Raw genomic sequence first — 24,071 nt, 5'->3', positions numbered from 1 at the left:
GGCGGCAGGGAGGACAGGCTGCTTGCTATCGCAATAGCGCCTGCATTCGCCGGACCCTGTCTTCCAGCTTTTCGGAGGACAGGTCTTCCCGCATGCTATCCACTTTTAACGGGAAGCAGAACGGTGTGAGTTGCTTTGGCCATCGCAGCACGATCTTCCCGCGGCTGATCCGCTCCAGCATATTCCGCAGCCGCCGTTCTTCCATCTGCTGATCCATCACCTCGTTATAGGCCTGACGGATGAGGAGGTTGTGCGGGTCGTATTCGCTGAATACGTTGAACAGCAATCCCGCCGAAGACTGCAGATGCCGCGCCTTGACATGCTCACCCGGATAACCCTGAAAGATCAGCCCGCCGATGACCGCGATGTCCCGAAACTTCCGCCGGGCCATCTCCGCGCTGTTGACGCTTCGCTGGATATCGGCTGTCAGATCGTCAGGACTGAACAGCTCCATGGCATTCGTATCGTCCAACGGGATCGGCTGGTCGCTGAGCAGCTCGAAACCATAGTCGTTCATCGCAAAGGAGAAGCTGATGGGTGTTGTCAGGCTTAGGCGATAGGCCAGCAATGCCGCCATTGCTTCGTGCACGAGCCGGCCCTCGAACGGATAGACGAAGAGATGAAACCCGTCCTTTGTCTCGATCTGCTCGATCAGCAACTCATTCTCCCGGGGCATATACGACAACGCCGCCTGCAATTCAAACAGCGGCCGCAGCACCCGCAACTCGATATCCTCCGGCTCCCGTTTCCTGCCTACATCGGCCAGCGGCTTTGCGCCGCCCGCGGCCACCATCGCCGAAGCCTCGTCCAGCTTCCTGCGCAGCATCATCCCAAGATTGGCCGACAAAGGCATCCGGCCTCCATTCCAGCTGGGAACCCTCGACTTCTTCGCATTCGACTTTCGCACCAGCGCCGTCATCTCCTTGATCGCAACGAATTCAAGGGTCCTTCCCGCCAGGGTGAAGGCATCCCCAGGCTCCAGCCGCGAGATAAAATATTCCTCGATCATCCCTACAAATCCACCGGTCACAAACCGCACCTTCAGCATCGCATCGCTGACGATCGTCCCGATATGCAGCCGGTGCCGCATCGCCACCCGCCGGCTATTGATCTTATAAAGGCCGTCCGGCATCACCTCCACCTTTCTGAACTCGTCATATTGCTGCAGGGCCGCCCCGCCTTCGGTGATAAAATGGAGGATCTCCCGCCACTCGTCTTCCGTCATCTCGCTAAAGCAATAGGTGGATCGTAATTCCGGGAACAACAATGCGGGATAGAACCCGTCGGAGATGGCCAGTGTGCTCAGAAACTGGATCAGCACGTCGAAACAAAGCAGCATCGGCTCCCGGCTTTCGATAAGGCCCTCCGCCATCGCCGACTTCAACGCCGCCGCTTCCATCAGCTCGAGCGAATGCGTGGGAAGAAACCAGATCTTGCTTACTTCTCCCGGTTGATGTCCGCTGCGTCCCGCCCGTTGCAAAAATCGCGCGACCCCTTTGGGGCTTCCCACCTGGATCACCGTCTCCACCGGCCGGAAGTCGACGCCCAGGTCCAGACTGGCCGTACAGACCACCGCCTTTAGTCTTCCTTCATGAAGCGCCTCTTCGACCCAGTTGCGCAACTCCATATCGATCGACCCGTGATGCAGCGCGAGCGCGCCCGCCAGATCCGGGGCTACATTCAATAGCGACTGATACCAGGTTTCGCTCATCCCCCGGGTATTGATAAAGATCAGCGTGGTCCGGCTCTTTTCCAGGATAGGGAGCACTTTATGGATCAGCTTCAACCCCAGATGTCCGGCCCAGGGATAGTTCTCTATCTCGTCCGGTAATATCGATTCGACATCGATGGACTTATCGATCTTTGCCCGCACGATAAAACCTGTGGCTTTCGCCCCGGGTCCGGTTGTCGCCAGCGACGCCAGCAACACATCACTCGCCTGCTCCAGGTTGCCGATGGTCGCGCTGATCCCGATGATCGAGATCTTTCGTTCTTTCATCCAGGCGATCCGCGCCAGCGCCAGCTCCACCTGGACTCCCCGCTTGCTTCCCAGCAACTCGTGCCATTCATCGATGGCGATGATGCGCAAATGCCGGAACACCTCGGGGTAATTTTTTTGCGCCAGCAACAAATGTAAACTCTCCGGCGTGATGATGAGCACTTCCGGCATCCGCCGCTTTTGTTTCTGCCGTTCGCTCATTTCGGTATCGCCGTTGCGTGTCCCGATCTGCCAGCGTAGCCCGAGACCCCGGATCACTTCTTCCATTGCCCGGCCGATATCCTTTGCCAACGCGCGTAACGGCGAGATCCATAACAGCTGCAAGCCGCTGCCGGCTCTTGTCCGGTAATCGTCGGGGTGGTTGTTGATAAAATCGATCAGCGCGCCCAGGAAGACGGAAAAGGTCTTGCCGCAGCCTGTCGGCGCGTTGACCAGTCCCGACCGGCCCGACAAAATATGCTCCCAGGCCTCTTCCTGGAAGGCAAACGGTACCCGTCCCTCTGCATTCATCCACTCCCGGATGACGCGATATCCTATCGTTTCCTGTATGCTCACAATGTCTTCAGATATTCAATGACCGCCTTGCGTTCCGGTTCGCTCAACTTGTCGCCAAAGGTATGACCATAGTTGCCATACCCGGGCAGGGTGGTGTTATAAACAACCGTTCCCCTGGCGCTGTCCTCGCGGGTATATTTCCAGCCAAGATGTTCATAGTCGTATTGCGGGTGATCAAAATCGCGGGACCAGTATGCCGGTCTTAGCTTGCTGTTCAGCAAGGCCTCCAGCGTGGGTACGCTGCCGTTGTGCAGGTAAGGCGCCGTGATCCAGATGCCATCCAGCGGCGGGGCGATATACCCGTTGAAGGGTTCCAGTCTCGCCGGATGATCCCCCTGTGCAAACCAGCTCTTGTTAAACCACGCGATGAATTGCGGGCTCTGAAAATTGGCTTTGTAGAGAAATGAGTCCGTCTTCACGACCGACTCGGGGATGAGGAGGTTGGGATACTCTGCCGCCACCAAAGCCGACGGAGACGGCTTGTCCGAAGGACCATCATAAGCCCCGTAATTCCCATGGCATTTGGAACAATTCTTTACGAATACGACCCCTCCCTTTCTGGCCAGTGCAGCATTGACTGCCTTTGGATATTTTGGCGGCTGAATGGAATAGATATACGCGAGGACGTCGTTAAAATGCCCGTCCACTTCCCGTGCCTCGGAGCTGTCGCTCACCGTCAGCAGGTTCGAAGCCATGAGGAACCTGCCGAAGTCACCCCGGCCGAACCCGTTGTAAAACATCGCATTCTTTTTCTTCAGCAGCCACCAGGGCGGCGTATCCGTCGGGACCACGCGGCCCGAGACATCGATGACCGGCTCATTGCTCCAGCGAAGGGTCTGTGGATCGCGGTGCGCAACCAGCAGGTCTGCCAGGCGATCGGCCGCGTTCACTCCCCGTACTTCCGTGTAGAGCTCACCGCTGATCGTCCTCATCGCCCGCAGAAAAGGCAGCGCCGCCTCATACTTCCGCTGATCGCTTTTCTCCAGCAGGTTCGCTGCCATCCCGGCGGCGCGCGGATTCAGTTTTTTGCGATCGGTAAAATCGATCATCGAATTTCCTAATCCGATGTATAATTTGTTCCCGAAAACCTGTGCGTGGCATTCCAGACAATTAGGCGCGACGACGACCACGCCGTTGGCCGCCTTCACTGCCGTATATTCATGCGGCACTACGGCATTGAGACTGTCCCGCTTCAGATAATTGTTCGGATCCTTTGGAAAACCGAGAAAGAAATAATCGTAAGGGATACCGCTTTTGATGTAGTCGCCCGTCGTCAGATAGCTGTATCCTTTATCCGGGTCGCCGCTTCGTTGCGGGCTGGCCGGGATCGGTACAGGATCATCGCCCGCAGCCGGCCGCAATACCCTCGTATACCCAAAACCCATCAACCCGAGAAGGACCAGGACCATCAGCTTTTTCATAGAGTAAATTTACTACTTCCCGTACAACTCAAGCATCTTCTTCAGTGCCCCCAGCGTATCGATATCGGCCGGCGTCTTATCCTTCCGCCACCGGTTGATCCGCGGGAAACGCAGCGCTACCCCTGACTTATGGCGGGCCGAAGCGGCGATGCCTTCAAAGGCGATCTCAAAGACCAATTCCGGCTTTACCGTTCGCACGGGGCCGAATTTTTCGAGCGAATTCTTCTTTACAAATGCATCCACTTCCGCCAGCTCTTTGTCGGTAAGCCCGGAATATGCTTTTGCAAACGTAACCAGCTGGTCCCCGTCCCTGACGGCGAACGTATAGTCGGTGTACAGGTTGCTGCGCCGCCCGTGTCCCTTCTGTGCATAGACCAGCACGGCGTCGATCACCAACGGATCGATCTTCCATTTCCACCAGTCGCCGCGCTTTCTGCCCACCTGGTAAGGCGACGATCTTCGTTTGAGCATGATGCCCTCGCTGCCCCGGTCACGCGAGCCTTCCCGCGCCGTCGCGAGTGCCTCCCAAGCGTTAAAATCCACCACCGGCGAAAGCACCAGTAACGGATGCCCAGCCGCCGCAATGAGTTTTTCCAGCTGCGCCCGCCGCTCCGTCAACGGCCTTGTGCGCCAGTCCTCTCCTGCATATTCCACCAGATCGTACGCGATGAACCCTACCGGCACTTCGCTTAAATTCTTCTTTGTGATATTTTTTCTTCCGATGCGGGTCTGTAACGCGGCAAACGGTAAAACCGCGAAAGGCAATGCTCCCGGGGCCGCCGGCTCATCCCTGCGCAATCCGATGATCTCCCCGTCCAGCACGGTCCCCGCCGGCAGCAGGCCGGTAAATTCCTGGTATTCGGGGAACTTTTCCGTCATCAGCTCTTCCCCGCGGCTCCATACGACCAGTATGTCCCCCCTGCGGATCAGCTGTCCCCGGATGCCATCCCATTTCCATTCGGCCTGCCATTCTCCCGGATCGCCAAGCGATGCCGGCTCTCCCTCCAACGCATAGGCGAGATAGAAAGGATAGGGCCGCGATACTTCGCTGCTTGCGCCTTCTCCGCTGAGCAAGGCTGCAAAGGGTGTGGTCGCCGCATCCCAATCCCCGCTGATCCGGTGCGCCACGACGGCGGCATCGACGCCCGCCGTTCTCGCCAGCGCATTCACCACCGTCTGTTGAGAGATGCCGATCCGGAATCCGCCCGTGATCAGCTTATTAAAGACAAATCGTTCTTCCTTATTCATCGAAGCCCAACACTGCTGTACAAACGCTTTCTTCGCCGGCTCGTCTTCCTTTCCCAGGCGCATCAGCGCCTGCAGGTAGTAGGCAAGCGACTCGCCCTCCGCGGCTTGCGATCGCTCCGTTTGCGACTCCTCTGCCGGCGCCGAAGCGGGTCCCGGTCTCTCTGGTAACAAGAGTGCGATCGTCTCCGCCAGGTCGCCCACCGTATGATAGCTCTCTTCAAAGAGCCAGGCCGGCAGACCCGTGATCTCGCGGCACCATTCCCAGAGCTGGGTCGTCGTTACCGTCCGTTTCGGGCGCCGCCCGCTGAACAGCGCGATCATCCAGACCTTGTCGGCGTCCGCTGCCTCGTTGAAATAGCGGTCGAGCGCCGACAGCTTGTCGTTGGTCTTCGTGCTGGTGCCCAGCTTCGCGACGAGCGAAGCGAACTGCCGCATCCCGCCAAAACTATTCTCCGTCGCCTGCATTTCCCGACGCCTCCTCATCGTCGCCAAATTCTGTTCTCACTTCCGCCGCCGCGATCCCCAGCTCATTCAAATAACGCGTCAACACCGCCTGAAACCCATGCGTCACATATACTTTCTCCGCTCCTGTCGCGGCAATCGCCGCCAGCAGCCCTTTCCAGTCGGCGTGATCGCTCATCGCGAATCCAGCATCCGCGTTCCGCCGCCGCATATTTCCGCGTACCTGCATCCAGCCGCTGCAGATCCCGAGGGAGTGAGAAGGGAATCGCCGCATCCAGGCCGAATCCTCCGCACTCGCCGGTGCGATCACCACCTGGCCGCGCAACAATTCCTTCGGGGTATCCGGGACGATCCGTTCCACCGGCGGCAATGCGACCCCCGCCCCGACCAGGGCCTGGTGAACATTGTCTATGGCGCCATGCACATAGATCTTCTCCCCCGTCGGTTCCAGCGCTTTCAGCAGGCGCTGCGCCTTCCCAAGGCTATAGGCGATGAGCACGCTCGTCCTGTCCTGCGCCCGGTTCTCCGCGACCCAGTCCCGCACCCCCGCGAAAAGCTCCGTCTGCGGCTTCCAATTATAAATAGGCAGACCAAACGTGGATTCGGTGATAAAGACCCGGCAGGGCAGGGGCTCGAACGCACCGCTGATGCCGTCATCTTCGGTCTTATAATCTCCGCTGACCACCCATACGTCACCGTTGTGCTCGACCCTGACCTGGGACGCTCCGATGACATGCCCGGCAGGATGAAGACTCACCCGCACTCCATTGAGAAATACGGCCTCACCCCATTCCACGGATTGCACGGCCGGCCTGACGCCATCGAGGCTCAGCCGGAGATCGAGTAAAGGTTTTGTAAGGCGGTGACAGAGATAGGCGCCGCTACCCGCCCGCGCATGATCGCTATGGGCATGGGTGATCACGGCCTTGTCCACCGGGCGCCAGGGATCGATATAGAACTGACCCGAGGCGCAATAGAGTCCCCTATCGGTAAATTCGATTAAAGCCATATTAATTCACTCCCACTATATTCCCGTCCAGCTTCTTCACGAAATAAAGCTTCTTGTTCTCGAAGTAGTCCAGCGTCATCGTCTGCCGGTTGAGAAATACAGGCATGATCTCAAGATCGTTGAAGACCTTGAATTTTTTCTCCCCGATGCTGCCGCTCAGGCTTCTGCCATGCAACAGCAACAGTTTTGCGAACCGGTAGACCGACTCATACCCCCGAAACACCATGTCGCTGGGACGGGAATAGAACTTTGTTTTGAAATTCTGTGTAATGATCTTTACCAGGGTATCCGCGGGGTTTAGATAAAAAGGGGTGGAATAGGTGACCTCTTCACCTGCAAACTCAGGACGGGTCCAATCGAGGTTGTCCCAGGTGGGCATGCCGATAAGGGTGGTGTGATAGGATCTGTTCAGATAGGCGAGTTGGGCGCAGATCTTTGCCGCGAAATCATCGTCCAGCGAGCCGGCGATACAGACGGTCTGGCTGGCGCTGCTGTCCATGCCGGCAGCGATTGCCGCGGCGTCGAAGTTGTCTTCGAGGGTGACATATTTTATTTTCAGCGGCACTCCGGCCGTTTTCTTGTCCAGTTCGGTAAAATATCCTTTCAGGCGATCTTCCTGGGTGCCTTTCTTCCGAAAGAAGACGATCGGTTTTGTGGGATAGTTGCGCTGGATGTACCGGTAGATGGCCTCGCAATGCGCCAGCAAGGTGGAATTGAGGATGACGAGACTGGGGTTGTCGGTGATCCCCCCATCGTTGGGATAGTTGGTATTGATGAAGGGGATGTTTTTCCGCATCGCGGCCGTGGCCATCTGCTGGAGTTCGGCGGTGCTGTTCACCTGTCCGATCAGCAGTTCGGCTCCCTGCGCCATTGCGCTGTCCAGTTGTTGTTGCAGGGTCACGCCGGCGGCCCTGGTGTCATAGATGCGGACGTTCAGCCGGACATGTTCTGTTTCCAGCGTATCCAGTGCCATTTGCACACCTTCATAGAATTCGAGCCCGGGATTGATAAACTTTGGGAAATTCTTATCATATCGATAGCCGCCCGTGGCGTCAAAGGCGGAATCCAGATACAGCGGGGCAAAAATGGCGATCGCCGGCCTTGAACTGTCGATGGCCGGCCGGGAACTATCGCCCAGCTGCCTGGCAGTGTCAGTAATATGACGGGTAGTATCCACCTGAGCGTGTGCGCTCACGGAAAATAATAACAAACAATATAGAAAAGCGCGTTTCATCTTACTCCCATTCGATGGTTGCCGGCGGCTTGCTGCTGATGTCATACACTACCCGGTTGATCCCCTTTACCGAATTGATAATATCGTTGGAGATGTCCGCCAGGAAGGTATAAGGCAGATGCGCCCAGTCCGCCGTCATCCCGTCAACGGAGGTGACGGCCCGCAGGGCAACCGTAAATTCATAGGTCCGCTCGTCCCCCATCACCCCTACGCTCTTCACCGGCAACAGGATCGCTCCCGCCTGCCAAACAGAAGAATAAAGATGATGGTCCTTCAGCCCCTTTACATAGACATGATCAGCTTCCTGCAATAATCGCACCTTTTCTTCGGTTACCTCACCCAGGATGCGGATCGCCAGACCCGGACCGGGAAACGGATGCCGTTGTAAAAGCTCATCGGGTATCCCCAGTTCGGCGCCTACCCGCCGGACCTCGTCCTTGAAGAGGAACCGCAGCGGTTCCACCAGTCCGAGGTGCATCTTCTCGGGCAGCCCTCCTACATTGTGATGCGATTTTATCGTCACCGATGGTCCGTGTACCGACACGCTTTCGATCACATCGGGATAGATCGTACCCTGTCCAAGGAAATCCACCCCCGGCACTTTTTGAGCTTCTTCCTGGAAGACCTCGATAAAGAGCCGGCCGATGGTCTTGCGTTTTTCTTCGGGATCGGTCTTCCCGGCCAGTTGGGAATAAAATAAATTTTTGGCGTCGATGCCTTTTACATTCAACCCGATCTGGTTATAGGTATTCAACACCTGCGCGAACTCATCCTTGCGCAATACGCCGTTGTCCACAAAGATCCCCTGCAGCCGGTCACCAATGGCCTTGTGGATCAGGGTCGCCGCCACCGTGGAATCGACCCCGCCGCTCAATGCCATGATCACCTTGCGGTCGCCGATCTGTTTTTTCAGGGCCGCAACCGTGTCGCTGACAAAATGCGCCGGTGTCCAGTCCTGTTTGCAGCCGCAAACATTCACGAGGAAGTTACGGATGATCTTCTTCCCTTCGATGGAGTGATAGACCTCGGGATGGAATTGGAGACAGACCAGGGGCTGTTCGGCTGCCGACCCATTGGCGGCTTCCTTTGCAAACGCTGCAAAAGGGATATTCTCCGTATTGGCGAGCACCTCGAACCCCGCGGGGAGATCGAGGATCGTATCGGCGTGGCTCATCCACACCTGCGACAATTCGGTCACATCTTTCAGTAACACGCTGTCTTTTTGCTTGTGGAGCAGGGCGCGCCCGTATTCTCTTTTGTTGGAATTGGCCACCCGCCCGCCAAATTGCCTGGCAGTCAGCTGGGCGCCATAACAAACCCCCATCACCGGCAGGCGCTTGTGCAAGGCGGCGATATCCACCTCCGGGGCGTTGGCGTCGTTTACCGAGAACGGCGACCCAGAAAGGATGATCCCCTTCAAGGAGGGGTCAAATTCGATGGATTTGTGGTAAGGAACGATCTCACAGTATACATTCGCCTCACGTACAGCCCTGGCGATCAATTGAGTATATTGGGAGCCAAAGTCAAGAATTAAGATCTTTTCCGTCATGGTGACGCAAAGTTACCGCAGAAAATCCTAATTTTCGCGAACCTAAAACAAACAAAATGAGAAACGCTCCCTCCACACTCCGATTCACCTGGTTCCTTGTCATCCCGCTGTTTCTCGCGTCCTGCCAGGGCCTTACGGGAAAACGGATACACGGCAACGGCAATGTCCGTACCGAAGACCGCCAGGTAAACGACTTTAAGAACGTCGAGGTCGGCGGTGCGGCAAAAGTCCTTGTCTCACAGGGCGACCACCCCTCTGTCAAGATCGAAGGAGATGAGAACCTTCTCCCGTATATGGAGGTCTCCCAGGAAGGCGACCGGATATTTATCCGCGAAAAAAAGGGGTATCACCTGCTTCCCACCCATGATATGCGAGTTTATGTCACTGCGCCCGTCTACAATTCCATCCAAGCCTCGGGCGCCTGCGATATCATCGGCCAGACGAAGATCAGCAATCCCGAAAGTCTCGACCTCCATGTCAGCGGGGCCGGAGACATAAAGATGGAAATAGACGCACCCAAGCTCAGCGCAGAGGTGACGGGCAGTGGCTCGATCTATCTGAAAGGTCAGACAAAGGATGTCAGCCTCGACCTCACCGGTGCGGGTCATGCGCATTGCTATGAATTGCTTGCGGAAAATACGAAAGTGGAGATCTCGGGTGCGGGCTCTGCCGAAGTATACGCCAGTGTAAAATTAGATGCGCAGGTCAGTGGTGCGGGGGATGTCAAATACAAGGGGAATGCTTCCGATGTGAACCAGCATGTCAGCGGCGCCGGCAGCGTCCACAAACAGGATTAAATAAAACAGACCGCAGGACACGGTCGGATAAGAGCGGACCACAGGTTCGCTGGCCGAAGGCCCATCATTAGCCATTATTCGAACGAAGCCTATTTTCGCCAGAGGATTCGGTCGGATTTTTAGACAAACGGGAGGCCCAAGCCCCGGCAACCCCATAATCATTTACTTATCATTGAGCGCTCGGCCTACGCCGGGCGCTCCCGTTTTAATAGTACCTTAACGTTCTATTTTCGATCTTAGTGTATGGCCCGTCGCATTATCATCTTTTTTCTTCCCCTTTTCATCGGCCTTGCCGCCCACTCACAGCAATCCCCAACCGGCGCCGCCCTGCCGAGTCCCGAGGAATTCCTCAACGCCGTCTACACCACCGTCGTCGATTCTGCCTTTCCCCACTACTACCTTGTCATGGGCACCGACTCCTGCCGGTTCGTGAGGTACGAATATGATGAGTGGATCAAATATCACCTGAAAGAACCGCTGTCCTTCAACATTTTGAATGAACTCTCCGAGAAGGTTTACCTCTCCCGGTATCCCTATTTCTGGAAACAGGCCCGGCTGGATAAAGCCGTTTGCATCACCCGGAAACAGGCCGACTCGCTCCTGGAGGACAAGAAAGATGTGGTCTTCAGCTTTTCCCTGCCTCAGTTCACCGACGACGGTCAATATGCCGTCATCGATCTCAATGTTCTTTGCGGACCCCTTTGCGGCCAGGGCTTTACCTGTATCTACCGGCTAACGACCCGTGGCGAATGGAAGCTCGTCGGCAGGAGCCTTAACTTTTCGTCCTACTAAGCCGGCGCCGGCGCCCCCGTTCGCGTTGGTTTACAAATTCACATACTTTACCCGGATCCAGATATTCCGATTGCGACCCTTGTCATCCGTACAGGAGATCTTTACCGGTCCTTCGTCGGGCACAAAGAATTCTTTCCCCCCCGCCTCGCCGCTTTTATAGAACTTATCGTTGATATACCAGAAGACCTTCGCGACGTCATTGCTTACGCGGCAGCGCAGCTGCAAGGGTTCCGGGTCTTTCCGGTTGATGAGATACTCGCTGCCATTGGCCGGCGATGTCACTACCGGCGCCCCTTCCCGGAACACTTTTTCACAGGACGGATTATGCGGCGGGATACGCTGATACGTGATCCGGTTGATTTCATAGTATTCTTTCATTTCCGGCGGGATCACCGTATACCATTTCTTTTTATACCCTGCCGGCGGCAGACAGACCCGGCAATAGGCCATTTTCTCATCCGGGGATACGAATACCTCCTGCCGGTTATCGCAGTTCTTTGCCGTCGAGACCAGCGGGATAAAATAATCGGTCACCAGGTGGGTGCATTGATCGGCCGGCGGCAGCCCCGTCTCCGAGCAGACCATCCGCACGTCGCAATCCTCCGGTTTGGCGAACCATGAGGCATCGTCGTCGTAGTCGATCGTATTGAATACGGTGAACAGCAGAGGCGTCGCCACATTGGCGCCGCTAAGCTCGGGGATGCCGAGCCCGGAGAAGTTGCCGACCCAAATTCCTACCGTGTAACGTTTGTTGTAGCCGATGCTCCATGCATCGCGCCGGCCATACGAGGTCCCCGTCTTCCAGGCAATCTTTGGCAGGTGGACCGTGCTCTCCCAGTTGAGCGGGAAATCCGGCCGGTTCACCTTCGATAAGGTCTCGTTGATCATAAAGGTCGCTGCCGGACTCAGGATCTTCGACCCCTTCGCGACGCTGTCTGTCATGACATACAAAGGCCGGACATAATTTCCTTCATTGGCAAAAATGGAATACAGCCCCGTCAGTTGTTCCAGTGTCGCACCGCACCCGCCGAGGATCATCGAAAGCCCCAGTTTCTTCCGGTCGCGATCCACCTGCCGGAAGTCGCAGGCCGTCAGTTCGCGGATCAGCCTGTCCTTGCCCAGGGCCTTCAGACTCTTCACAGCGGGGATATTCAACGAATGTTCCAGCGCATACTCCATTGTGACGTAGCCGTTAAATCTCCGGTCGTAGTTCTCCGGCGCATAGCCATCATAGTTGACCGGGACATCGGTGATCATCCGTTTGGGCGTCAGCAGTCCGCCGTCGATGCAAAGCCCGTAAAGCAGGGGTTTCAACGTACTCCCCGGCTCGCGGATGGCTGCTGCACCATTCACCTGCCCCCCGTCCGCGGAATCCCGGAAATCCGCACTCCCCACATAGCTCACCACCCGGTGGGTCTGGTTATCCAGCACGATCACCGCCGCGTTGCGGATATTTTTCAATGCCAGGGTGCGGGAATAATCCTTCACCAGTTTCTCCAGTTTGAGCTGTCTGTTCAGCTGGATGGTGCTGTGTACGATGGGACCCCCGCGTTTCTTCAGCTTTTGCGCCAGCTGCGGGATAAAAGAGGGAGTGCTGCCCCGCGTCGCCGTCAGCGGCTCGGCCAGCGCATCGGCGATCTCCCGTTCGCTGAACACTTTCTCCTGTGCCCAGCGCCGCAGCCATTTATTCCTTTGTTCGACGATCCGGTCGTTATTCCGGCCCATCACCAGCGAGGATGGCCGGTTTGGGATAATGGAAAGCGCCGTTATCTCCGCCAGCGACAGGTGATCGGGATTCTTGCGGAAATAGAGGATCGACGCCGACTTGACGCCCTGGATGTTGCCGCCATAGGGGACCACATTGAGGTACATCTGCAGGATCTCATCCTTGGAATACTTCCATTCCAGCTGCAAGGCCCGGAACATCTCCCTGGTCTTGTTCCAATAGGTTCGCTTCTTCGGTTCCAGCGAACGGGCCACCTGCATCGTGATCGTGGATGCGCCGGAGGTCCGCCGCATGCGCAGCATATTCCGGGCAAGGGCCCGGAACACGGCCAGCGGGTTTATACCCCAGTGAAAGTAGAAATATTTATCTTCTTTTTCGACGATGGTCTTGCGCAACAGCGGCGAGATCTCGGAAAGTTCGGTCTTCATCCGCCATTGCTGGTCATGCGTGAGAAAGGCATGGATCACTTCGCCCTTATCGTCGGTGATGATGGTGGAATATTCGATCCGGTCGGGCAGCGGAAAGGCCCGGTTCAAAAGAAGGAACAATAAAAACAATGCCGCCACACCGATGACGGTGATCTTCAGCAACCGGACCAACTTTCGCCGTCTCATACAATGCAATTAACAAAGAAACAACGACTTTTATTTTATTGTCTTCGTATATTAACATGCCTTTTAAAAGCGTTTTCCAACGGCGCTCGGGGGTACCATCCAAAGATGCCCCCTTCACGCCTATTATTTAACTATGGGCCTTCGGCCAGCCATCGCTGTGCTCGGCTCTGCACTTATCAGACCCCCTTTATGCGTAACCGCTCGGGCTTCATGCCCCTCCTAACGACCTCCCTCTTCACCCTGCTCGTCATCGCCGCCTGTAACCGGAGCACCGTCAGCCTGGACTATACCAATGCCAGGGACGAGGTGCCGGCACTTGGAAACCTCACCTTCCGGTTCGACCAACCGCTGGTGAAAGACTCCCTGCTCGACCGCTGGGACTCCACCCAATACGTCTCCTTTGAGCCGAAGATCCCCGGCCGCTTCCGCTGGGAACATCCCGATGAACTCGTCTTCTCCCCCTCGCAACCCCTGTCGCCGGCCACCACCTTCAGGGCCACGCTGAAAAGCGATATCCTCCAGTACAGCAAGTACGGCCGGATAAAGAACAGCCAGGACCTGATCTTCCATACCCCCGACCTGAAGCTGGACAACGCCGCCGCCACCTGGGTTCTGCCCGACGAGAACAGTACCGTCGCCGTTCCACAGATGCAGCTGCAGTTCAACTACGCGGTAAACCCCAATTCTTTAAAGGATAAGCTGGCCATCCTGCTGGACGGACAGCCGATATCCTATACCCTCCAGACCCTCTCGGCTTCGGACCGGATCGATCTGCGGCTGACGAACCTGAAAATGCTGGATAAGACCCTTGATATAAAGCTCACGGTCGATAAGGGACTCCTGCCCGAAGGGGGGACCAACGGCCTGAAAGATAAGATCGAGACGGCTACGGCCATTCCCTCCCCCTATGTCCTGACCATCGGCGAGATCACCACCGATCACGACGGTTCGACGGGCTCCGTCCATATCCAGACCAGCCAACAGATGCTGGAAGGCGGATTGGCTTCCGCGATCAGTATCAGCCCCGCGATAAAATTTACCGTCTCCGCCACCGACAATGGTATTACGATCCGCAGCGATAACTTCGACCAGGAGAAATCCTATACCATCACGTTCGCCAAAGGCCTACGTGGCCGCATCGGCGGAACCCTCCACGAAGAATACAGCACCAATATCACCTTTGGAGAACTGGCGCCTTCCATCAGCTTCGCCAATAACAAAGGCGTCTATCTTTCCGGCAAGGGCGCCCAGAACATCGAGGTTAAGATCATCAACGTCCCCCGTGTCCAGATCCTTGTCTCGAAGGTGTATGAGAACAACCTCCTTGCCGCCACCCACTACGGGTATGATCCGCAGGAACCCTCGACCGGTACGACCGCCCGAGTGGTCAGCGACGAAGAGGGCGATGGGGAAGGCGGCGACTATTCCGGCGGCGGCGACAACGATATCACCTTTGGCGACGTCGTCTACCAGCAGGAGGTGGATACCCGCACCCTCCCGAAAAGCGGTGGCAGCGGCGGCCGTCTCCTGAACCTGGCCTTTACCGACAAGCTACCCGAGTTCAAGGGGATCTATCACGTCATGATCCGCAGCGAAAAGAACTATTGGGTCCGGGACAAACGTTTTGTCTCCCTCTCCGATATCGGCCTGATCGCCAAGGAAGGACATGAGAAGATCCTTGTCTTCGCCAACTCGATAAAGACAGCCGCGGCGATGCCGGGGGTGAATATCCTCGCCTATGGCAACAACAACCAGCTGCTGGGCATGGGTACCACGAGTGCGGAAGGTGTAGCCGAGATCACGTATACCCGGAAAGAACTGGCCGGTTTCAAACCCGCCATGATCATCGCCAAAACGACGGATGATTTCAACTACCTGCCCTTCGGCACCACCCGCGTCAACACTTCCCGTTTCGAAGTGGGCGGCCGCCGCAACAACCCCTCGGGGCTGGACGCCTTTGTCTACCCCGAGCGGGATATCTACCGGCCAGGTGAAAAGGTGAACTTCGCACTGATCGTCCGCGATCGCAACTGGAGATCTCCCGGCGAGTTACCCGTCAAGCTGAAGTTCCTGCTGCCGAACGGCAAGGAGATGAAAACCTTCCGAAAGACCCTCAACAGCCAGGGCGCGGTAGAGGGCGATGTCGAGATCCCCGTTTCGGCCATTACCGGCAGCTATAACCTCGAAGTATATACCTCCAACGATGTCCTGCTGACGACCCAGCCCTTCCGCATCGAAGAATTCGTCCCCGACAGGATCAAGGTCACGGCAAAACTCGACAAACCCTTCCTCGAGGCCGGTGACGCCGCGAAACTGGATATCCATGCCGTCAACTTCTTCGGACCGCCTGCCGCCAACCGCAACTACGAATGCGAGATCCAGGTAAAGCAGCGGGATCTCAAACCTAAGAACTATCGCAATTACGACTTTAGCCTTTCCGCGCAAAATTCCACTTCGTTTGACAAGACCGTCCGCGAAGGCAAGACGGATGAACAGGGGAATGCCGTAGAGAAATACACCGTTCCCGATTTTTTTAAGAATATCGGGGTGTTACAAGCGACATTCTATGCCACCGTGTTCGATGAAACGGGCCGCCCGGTAAGCCGTAGCAGTTCGGTCGATATTTACACCCAACCCGTCTTTCTGGGTGTCGCCGACGACGGCTATTATTTCTATCCGCTAAACCAGGCCGTACAGTTCCCGCTTATTGCACTCGACAAAAATGAAAAGGTGCTGAATGCCGCCAGTGCGCGGGTGCAGGTGATCAAGCATGAATACCGCACCGTCCTCACCAAGAGCGGCAACTATTTCCGGTATGAATCGCAGAAAGAGGACAAACAGATTGCCAGCGGTATCGTCAGCGTCACCGGTGAGGCAACGAAATACAGCTTCGTACCCCGCAGTCCCGGGGACTACGAGATCCGGGTCTCCCTGCCCGGGGCCAATACCTATGTGAGCCGGAGCTTCTATAGTTTCGGCGCCTGGGGCGGTGACAACAATTCCTTCGACGTCAACAACGAGGGGCATATCGATATCGAACTCGACAAATCCGGCTACTATACCGGCGAGAGTGTCAAAGCCCTGTTCAAGAGTCCCTTCAGCGGGCGCATGCTCGTGACCATGGAGACCGACAAGGTCGTCTCCTATAAATATGTCGATGTCGAGAAACGCACCGCCTCCCTCGATCTGCCGCTTACGGCCGACGATATCCCCAACGTTTATATTACCGCCACGCTGATAAAGCCGCATGAAATCTCCGACATCCCGTTGACGGTTGCTCACGGGTTTCAATCGGTGAAGGTCGAGGCAAAGGACCGGCGCATTCCGGTTGAGATCGTCGCCCAGGCAAAAGTCCGGAGCCATACCCATCAGAAAGTGCAGGTGAAAGCGACGCCGGGAAGCATGGTCACTCTTGCCGCCGTCGACAACGGCGTCCTGCAGATAACCGACTTTTCGACTCCCGACCCCTATGCTCATTTCTATGCGAAACGGGCCCTCGAGGTCGACGGGTTCGATCTCTATCCGTTGCTCTTCCCCGAGGTGAAACCCACGCTCAGCAGCACCGGCGGGGACGGTGAAAGCGATATGAAAAAACGTGTCAACCCCATGCCGGCTAAACGGATAAAGATCGTCTCTTACTGGAGCGGCATCGTCCAGGCCAATAGCAGCGGCGAAGCGGAATTCGAATTCGATATCCCGCAGTTCTCCGGGCAGCTGCGGCTGATGGCGGTGGCCTGTAAGGACGATCGGTTCGGTTCGAAGGAATCCGCCATCACTGTCGCCGACCCCATCGTGCTTAGCTCGGCCCTGCCCCGCTTCATGAGTCCCGGGGATACGGTGACCATGCCTGTCACCATCACCAATACCACGGGCAGTTCGGCCAGTGCCACGGCAAAGCTGAAGCTCAGCGGCGCGCTTCGGACGATCGGCGAAGATCAGCAGACCATCCCCATAGCGGCGGGCAGCGAAGGCCGCGCCAGTTTCCAGATCGTGGCGCCGCCGGCCATCGGCGTCGGCAAGATCTCGGTAGATGTCAGCAGCATGGGCGAACACTTCACCGATGAGACGGAGATCGGGATCCGGCCTTCGGCGCCCCTGCAGAAGAATACCGGCGCCGGCGCAATCCCCGGTGGCGGCACCCAGCCGGTTGCGTTTACAACAGGTGATTTTATTCCGTCCACGGTCGACTATCACCTGGTGGTCAGCCGCTCGCCTGCCGCGGAATATGGCAAATACCTCAACTGGCTGGTTGAATATCCTTATGGCTGTACGGAACAAACCGTATCCGCCGCCTTCCCACAACTCTACTTTGGCGACTTGGCCGAACTGGTTCAGGGGTCGCAGGTCAACGGCAGCCAGCGGACTTCGGCCAATAGCAATATCCTCGAGGCGATCCGCAAGATCAAAATGCGGCAACTATACAATGGCGCCGTTACCCTCTGGGATAATGAAGACACCGAAAACTGGTGGGCTACCGTTTACGCCGCTCACTTTCTGCTCGAAGCCCAGAAAGCCGGTTTCGACGTCGACAAGGGACTTATCAGCACCATGCTCGGTTATATCAACAGCCGCATGAAGAACCGCGAGACCGTGACCTATTACTATAACCGGGATCAGACAAAGCGGATCGTTCCAAAGGAAATGATCTATGGCCTCTATGTCCTCGCGCTGGCCGGTCAGCCCAATGTGAGCAGCATGAACTACTACAAGGCCCATGGCTCCCAGCTAAGCCTCGACTGTCAGTACCTGCTGTCCGCGGCCTATGCGCTTGCGGGGGATAAGAAGAGTTTCAAGGAGTTTCTGCCGACGCAGTTCGCGAGTGAGGAATCCGTTGCCCAGACCGGCGGCAGCTTCTACTCCGATATCCGTGACGAATCGCTGGCCCTGGACGTACTGGTGGATGTAGACCCCAACAATCCCCAGATCCCGGTCATGCAGCGGCATGTCGTGGACAAGCTCAAACAGCGGTACTGGTATACCACCCAGGAGATCGCTTTCAGCTTCCTGGCGCTGGGCAAGATCGCCCATCAGGATGCGGGCTCCACCGTCACCGGCGACATCCGCGTCGACGGCCGAGTCATCGGTTCGATGACAGGCAATCCGGTGAAGTTCACGACAAAAGACCTCCGCGGCGCCGGCAGCGGCCTGCCCCATGTCGATATCGCCACCCATGGCAACGGGAAGCTCTATTATTTCTGGGAGGCCGAAGGCATCAGTGCCAGTGGCGCCTATAAAGAAGAGGATAATTATCTGAAGGTTCGAAAGAGATTCTACGACCGCTATGGCCGGCCGCTGACCGGTAATACGTTCAGGCAAAACGATCTCATCATCGTACAGCTGACGCTCGAGCGTACCTTCGGCACCGACGTCGACAATGTCGTCATCACCGATATGCTGCCTGCCGGCTTCGAGATCGAGAACCCCCGGACGAAAGAGCTGCCCGGGATGGACTGGATAAAGGGCGACGCAAGTCCCACGGCCCTCGACGTTCGGGACGATCGCATCAACCTCTTCGTCGATCTGCACGCGATGCGCCAGACCTACTATTATGCCGTCCGCGCCGTCTCTCCCGGGGTCTATCATATGGGTCCCGTCAGCGCCGATGCCATGTATAATGGCGAATATCATTCCTACAACGGCGCCGGCACCGTCCGGGTGACGCCGTAGTTATGACGCCGCCGCATCGAACTGCCGGGTTCTCTTTTCTGAGGGGATCCGGCCGTTTTTTTCCTATTCGATGAAAACAATCTTGTTCCGGATGGCAAAAAGGACGAGCCCGACCCGGCTTTTGATGTTCAGTTTCGTGAACAGCACATCCCGGTATCCGTCGATCGTATGGATGCTCAGACACATGGACTGGGCGATCTCCTTGTAGCTTAGTTCGCTGCAAACTAATTTCAGAAACTCTATCTCCCGTGTGCTCAGCGTGGAAACCTCTTTTTGGGTATTTTTTGCCTTATGGTCTTCCGTGCCGCTTAACGCGTGGATCAGTTTCCCGGTGATCATCTCGGTATAATAATATCCTTTCGTCACGAGGGAATTCAGCGCCTGCTCCAATTCCCGCTTGCGGATATCTTTCAAAACGTATCCGCGGGCCCCGTACCGGAGCATGCGGATCACGGCATTCTCATTCTCATACATCGAAAGGATGAGCAGCTTGATCCCGGGGTGTTGCTGCCGGATCCATTGGGCAGTCTCGAAGCCGTCCATGATCTTCATGTTGATGTCCAGCAAGACGATGTCGGGCAGGTTGGCGCCGGTGAGTTGCTGGATAAAATCCCTGCCGTTGTCGGCCTCGATGACCACCTCGTATCCCGAGAAACCCCGGATCAGCTCGGCGATGCCGTCCCGGAAAAGCTTATGATCGTCGATAACGGCTACTTTGATCGCTTCCATACAAATTGTTTTAGAACCCGGTTTTTGCGATTGGGATCGTGAGACGTACGGTTGTTCCATTCGAATGCCCGCTGTCGATCTCGAAGCTGGCGCCGATGAGCCTGGCCCGGCTGTGCATATTCTTTAACCCGGAGCCATTCCTGACGATGGTTGCCGGAGCGGTGTGATCCGGTTGGAATCCGATGCCGTTGTCCGCGATCTCGATGGCCAGTCGTTCTTCGGTATACCGGATATCTATTTCCAGCCGGGTCGCCTCTGCATGTTTGATCACATTGTTCAGGCTTTCCTGTACGATCCGGTAGACGACGGTCTCCCGGGAAGGGTCCAGCCGTTGTTCCGGGCCGGTGCAGCTAAACCGCGTGTGGAACCGGCCGGTAACTTCGAGCAGGTTCAGGTCGTTGCTGATCATCTCGGGAAGGCCGAAATTGATCATGTTCTCCGAGTCCAGGGTTTTGGAAAGATTTCTCAGGTCGGTGATCACTTTCTTCACGAGTTCGGTAGTCTTCATGATGCGGGTATTGGCCGAGTCGGGGTCCGTAAATTCCACCGCGCTGAGATTGAGTACGACAAGCGACAACACCTGCCCCATATTATCGTGGATCTCTTCGGAGATATTCTTCATCGTCTGCTCCCTGATCTCCAGCTGCGTTTTCAATATCTCCTGGTTATATCGTTCCATCACACCCTTCAACTCCACGGAATTACGCACCTGCCGGTTCTTATAGATAAACAGAAAGGAGATGATAAAGACCAACAGGAGAAGCAGGGCGCCGGCCGCGCTGACAATAACGATGATAATATCGCTGCTGCTGTTTGTCATTTCGTCATCCGGTTTCTTTTAGATCCGCTCTCACCTGGTACATCGCGCCGATGGACAGGGCGATGAGGAAAATATCGTTGAATACAAAGCTCACCCGGTAGACCAGCTTTGCGAGGCTGGGAGTGTTCTTTATCAGGTACGACAGAACGCCATCCAATACGAGGTTCTCGGTAAAATAGATCAATATCCCGGCGGTGATCCAGAAAAGCGGGTAGTTATGCAGAGCGGTAACCGGGTTGAATAAAAGCACCTCACGCAGAAAAAGCAATGTCCAGCAGACGATCAGGATGGATTCGGCAATAGCAATGTAGGAATTATTTTCCATTAGTGTCTGGACGAAGAATGCGAAAACAATGCAGAGAAGAACAAACAGGGGAATTGAGATGCGGATAACCCGCCTGATGCGCGGATCTCCGATGATCGAAAGATAAAAAAGACAGATGCAGCCATATTCGATGGGAGTGAAAACATGAAAAAGGAACAGGTTGTTCGTCACTCCGAAACGGGCGATCCCCATGGACAGGATCGTCAGGCAAAGGTTTAGGAAGAGATAAAAAAATAGGATACGGATATAGGGCTTTCCAGACGAAAAAGCGCGACCATATATAAAAAGGGCGATCAGTAGCAGGATCAGATATACGATGATGGTAGGGCTCATATTCAACGGATGCTATTTTCTTTGCGATAGTACTCCTTGCTGATGATCTGATTCATGGGGCCAAAAAAGGGCGGGCCGAATGTTCCGCATCCGGGCGGGATCTTGCAGGAATCCGTCATAAAACCCGCTCCGGGTCTGGTCGGCAGGGGGTTGCCCGTGAAGGTGATCTTGTTCTTCTCCTGCTGAAAGGGATAGATGCGGGCTTCCAGGGCGGTGACGCGTGAAAGCATTTTTGGGTCGACGGAGACATGGTATCCCATTACCACCTCCTCTTTCGCCACCCCATTCAGCCGGAGAAAATGAACATACCAGCCGGATTCCTTTGTCAGTTGCCCGGCGCTCAGGCTCTTTTCCACGAAGACCGGTTTTCGTTCGGAATCGATGGAGCTCCACAGCAGGTACACGTCCTTTCCGTCCTTAGCCGGGCTGCGCTTCACGACATAAAGAAAGATGGAAAGTTCTTTCCGGTGGGTCCTTTCAAAGGCCAAGCTCAGCTGTGCTGCCGGGATGGAGACGGTTACATGATAGTCTTTGTTCGCCGGACGGGGTGGGATCCCGGGTTTGCCGGCCTGCATGCCGGTCAGCAGGCAAAGGGCGAACAGGCAGACCGCCGGAAGACAGGCGGCCTGCCAGGTCAATGGGAATGTCTTTTTCATAAATTATCGCGTTGAGAAGATTTGGGAATCAGGTTAAAGGTCTGCTTATTTCGGCGCGGATCGCTCGGGGTTTCAGGGGATATTTTGACGATGAAAACACCTTTTCCGGATGGGCCTGTACCGGGTGTCGCTGCCGCTTTTCCTTGTCCCGGATACCCAGATCGCCTCCTTGACCGCGGGGCGCGCGGGATGGAAATTTGCAGGGAACGAACGATCAATGTCCATCACCTTAAATCTAAATTCCATGGCACAAAAAAAGAATTCGCAGGAGGACGCTTCACATTCACAGGAGGACGCCTCAGCCGAGACCCGACTTTCCGAACTGCGGGAAATGGCGGAGGCTGCCGCGGCTCTTGCCGCGGACGAACAGTCCTTTATCCGGGCCGTCGAGGCTTTCCGCGCGAAAGATGCGGCGCGATTCCAGGCGGAGCTCTCCGCCCGGCAACTGTTGCCCCGCTGCAGGCTCATCTGTCACTTCCTTTGCAGCAAATACTCGGTATTCATCTGCACGACCTTTTGCAAGAAGCCGCCGCGAAAGGATGAAGAGCTCTCGATCAGCGAGATCCGGGACTTTGCCCTGGAGATCGCCAAAATTGCCCGCGATGAAGCACTGCTAAAACGATTTGTCATGGCCCTTGAGCAGGAGGACACGGAAGGCTTTGACAAACTGATCACGAGTCTGAAGCTCGAACCCTATTGCCATCAGCTCTGTCATTGGCTTAGCTCGGTGCGCTGCCGGCTTGTTTGCAAGGAGATGTGTCCGCAGCCCCCGCTGATCACCGAGATCAGCTATATACCCACTTCCCAGATTACGACCGGCGGTCCCGGCATCGGCTTAGGCGCTGGTCCAAGCGTCCCGCCGGGCACTACCGGTCCGGATGCAAAAACGCCCGGCGGTGCGGGTGATCACCCTTTTGGCGGCATATCGAATATTCGTGGAGTCTTTTCGATAGCCGCCCCTTTTGAATATAAAGTAGAGTTTGCCGATTCGACGGCCGGACCGTGGTCGCCCGTGTTGCAATCGATTACCGATTATGTCTGGACCGGTTTTTTTCTCAGCCCTTATCCGCGGGTACCCGATGCCCAGGGATGGTATAAAGTGAGCGAAATGGGGGTGTTGGGGCCCGATTATCTCACCGACTGGAACACGCCGGCTGACAGGAATAAGACGTATTATCTCCGGTTGACCGTTCGCAACGCCGGGCTGCAGGAATTCCATAGTCCCATCATCCCGGCGAGAGTTGACAACGGTGCTCCTTCAAAGCCCGTCATCAGCCTTCAGCTTCAGGCCCCTGACGGTACGCGTACCGACCTGGGCTGCTGTGAGAAGATCCAGCGCGGCAACGGAAATGTCCTTGCCATCACGATCACGGCCTGGGACGAGAACTTTGGCCATATCGGCGTCGCCCTCCAGGGCGGCTGCGGATTCCAGGCGTCTATCTTCGATATCCATGGCAACCCGCTGTCCAAAACCTATAATGGGAATATCAGCGATACGGGATATCCGGCGCCGGTCACCTTTCTCTGGGATCCCTGGGCGGCGGGGATCAAACCCTGTTGTTATCTCATCGTTGTCTCGATAAATGACCGGACCATCGTAAACAATGCCTGGTACGGCGGATACTCGAACAGCAACTGGCAGTCGATAACCATCGCATAATCATACAACGGGAGGAGATCGTCCTAAAAGAATGGCGGGAACGTCATCAAAAATTCTTCGATCTCCTCCTTTGTCACATCAGGATGTACCGCCTCCAGCTTTACCACCCCTTCCTCGGCGTCATAGTAGGCCGCATACCGCTCATTGGTGACATGCAATTGGTGCCGCATCGTATCCGGGAGCATATCGTATTGCAGGCTGAGCCGGTTGATGATCGTCACGGCTTCGGTCTGGTCCAGCACCGGGATGCGTTTTATTTCTGTTGCCATATTGTTTGACTTACTAAATGCAGAAACTGCAAATCCCAGGCCCGCCGGGCGAACCTTCCCTGCTTTCTCCCGTTTAGCTTAGGGGGTTTCTTTTCCCGTCTGCTATGGGTAAAAGGCTATCTCCCGATTTATTGTTAGGCAATATTCGTTTAAACCTTTATTTTTATCAGGATAATTACTGCTCTTCTTGGGAGAATCCCTGCGTG

Annotated in this window: 16 protein-coding genes; 4 read left to right on the top strand and 12 right to left on the bottom strand. The window is 56.0% G+C overall.

The window, feature by feature from the left end:
- Positions 1-25: 25 nt before the first annotated feature.
- From VGM48_RS22005 to guaA, 6 genes are read right to left on the bottom strand one after another with little or no spacing between them, the layout of a single operon-like run.
- Entirely contained in the window at positions 26-2,554 is a 2,529-nt protein-coding gene (locus tag VGM48_RS22005) for a ligase-associated DNA damage response DEXH box helicase (protein ID WP_331582602.1), read from the bottom strand.
- A complete protein-coding gene (locus tag VGM48_RS22000; protein ID WP_331582601.1) occupies positions 2,551-3,975 on the bottom strand; it encodes a hypothetical protein in 1,425 nt (474 codons plus the stop codon). The genes VGM48_RS22005 and VGM48_RS22000 overlap by 4 nt, the downstream gene beginning before the upstream one ends.
- Positions 3,976-3,987: 12 nt before the next feature.
- Positions 3,988-5,706 (bottom strand): ATP-dependent DNA ligase, encoded by a 1,719-nt coding sequence (locus VGM48_RS21995; protein WP_331582600.1) that lies wholly within the window; start codon positions 5,704-5,706, stop codon positions 3,988-3,990.
- Positions 5,669-6,694, bottom strand: coding sequence for a ligase-associated DNA damage response exonuclease (locus VGM48_RS21990; protein ID WP_331582599.1), 1,026 nt, complete (start codon positions 6,692-6,694; stop codon positions 5,669-5,671). Before VGM48_RS21990 ends, VGM48_RS21995 begins: the two co-directional genes overlap by 38 nt.
- A 1-nt stretch (position 6,695) precedes the next feature.
- Positions 6,696-7,889 carry a hypothetical protein gene (locus VGM48_RS21985; RefSeq protein WP_331582598.1) on the bottom strand — a complete coding sequence of 398 codons (1,194 nt, stop codon included), beginning with the start codon at positions 7,887-7,889 and terminating at the stop codon, positions 6,696-6,698.
- 40 nt (positions 7,890-7,929) lie between these two features.
- Positions 7,930-9,477 (bottom strand): glutamine-hydrolyzing GMP synthase, encoded by a 1,548-nt coding sequence (gene guaA, locus VGM48_RS21980; RefSeq protein ID WP_331582597.1) that lies wholly within the window; start codon positions 9,475-9,477, stop codon positions 7,930-7,932.
- Between the two features lie 56 nt (positions 9,478-9,533).
- Here guaA and VGM48_RS21975 point away from each other — a divergent pair, with 56 nt between their 5' ends.
- Both VGM48_RS21975 and VGM48_RS21970 read left to right on the top strand, forming a co-directional pair.
- A complete protein-coding gene (locus VGM48_RS21975) occupies positions 9,534-10,274 on the top strand; it encodes a head GIN domain-containing protein (protein ID WP_331582596.1) in 741 nt (246 codons plus the stop codon).
- A 243-nt stretch (positions 10,275-10,517) separates the two neighbouring features.
- Complete coding sequence (locus VGM48_RS21970; RefSeq protein WP_331582595.1) at positions 10,518-11,066, top strand: hypothetical protein; 549 nt, start codon at positions 10,518-10,520, stop codon at positions 11,064-11,066.
- Between the two features lie 30 nt (positions 11,067-11,096).
- On the opposite strand, the gene pbpC is transcribed toward VGM48_RS21970, so the two are convergent.
- On the bottom strand, positions 11,097-13,406 hold the full coding sequence (gene pbpC, locus VGM48_RS21965; RefSeq protein ID WP_331582594.1) for a penicillin-binding protein 1C: 2,310 nt from the start codon (positions 13,404-13,406) through the stop codon (positions 11,097-11,099).
- Between the two features lie 189 nt (positions 13,407-13,595).
- Between pbpC and VGM48_RS21960 the strand changes: the two genes are divergently transcribed.
- A complete protein-coding gene (locus VGM48_RS21960) occupies positions 13,596-19,073 on the top strand; it encodes an alpha-2-macroglobulin (protein ID WP_331582593.1) in 5,478 nt (1,825 codons plus the stop codon).
- Between the two features lie 63 nt (positions 19,074-19,136).
- Here the strand turns inward: VGM48_RS21960 and VGM48_RS21955 are convergent, their stop codons facing one another.
- Genes VGM48_RS21955 through VGM48_RS21940 form a run of 4 tightly spaced genes read right to left on the bottom strand, consistent with a single transcriptional unit; the run spans position 19,137 to position 21,936 of the window.
- Positions 19,137-19,802: a response regulator transcription factor gene (locus VGM48_RS21955; protein ID WP_331582592.1), complete on the bottom strand. Its 666-nt coding sequence runs from the start codon at positions 19,800-19,802 to the stop codon at positions 19,137-19,139.
- Between the two features lie 10 nt (positions 19,803-19,812).
- Complete coding sequence (locus VGM48_RS21950; RefSeq protein ID WP_331582591.1) at positions 19,813-20,622, bottom strand: sensor histidine kinase; 810 nt, start codon at positions 20,620-20,622, stop codon at positions 19,813-19,815.
- 4 nt (positions 20,623-20,626) lie between these two features.
- A complete protein-coding gene (locus tag VGM48_RS21945; RefSeq protein WP_331582590.1) occupies positions 20,627-21,280 on the bottom strand; it encodes a hypothetical protein in 654 nt (217 codons plus the stop codon).
- A 2-nt stretch (positions 21,281-21,282) separates the two neighbouring features.
- Positions 21,283-21,936 carry a hypothetical protein gene (locus VGM48_RS21940; protein ID WP_331582589.1) on the bottom strand — a complete coding sequence of 218 codons (654 nt, stop codon included), beginning with the start codon at positions 21,934-21,936 and terminating at the stop codon, positions 21,283-21,285.
- Between the two features lie 244 nt (positions 21,937-22,180).
- On the opposite strand from VGM48_RS21940, the gene VGM48_RS21935 reads away from it, so the two are divergent.
- On the top strand, positions 22,181-23,596 hold the full coding sequence (locus VGM48_RS21935) for a hypothetical protein (RefSeq protein WP_331582588.1): 1,416 nt from the start codon (positions 22,181-22,183) through the stop codon (positions 23,594-23,596).
- 23 nt (positions 23,597-23,619) lie between these two features.
- On the opposite strand, the gene VGM48_RS21930 is transcribed toward VGM48_RS21935, so the two are convergent.
- Positions 23,620-23,865, bottom strand: a complete 246-nt coding sequence (locus VGM48_RS21930; protein ID WP_331582587.1) for a hypothetical protein — start codon at positions 23,863-23,865, stop codon at positions 23,620-23,622.
- Positions 23,866-24,071 lie beyond the last annotated feature (206 nt).

It is taken from the genome of Puia sp. (assembly GCF_036500295.1).
GTDB lineage: Bacteria > Bacteroidota > Bacteroidia > Chitinophagales > Chitinophagaceae > Puia.
This window is presented reverse-complemented; position numbering and strand designations above follow the sequence as displayed.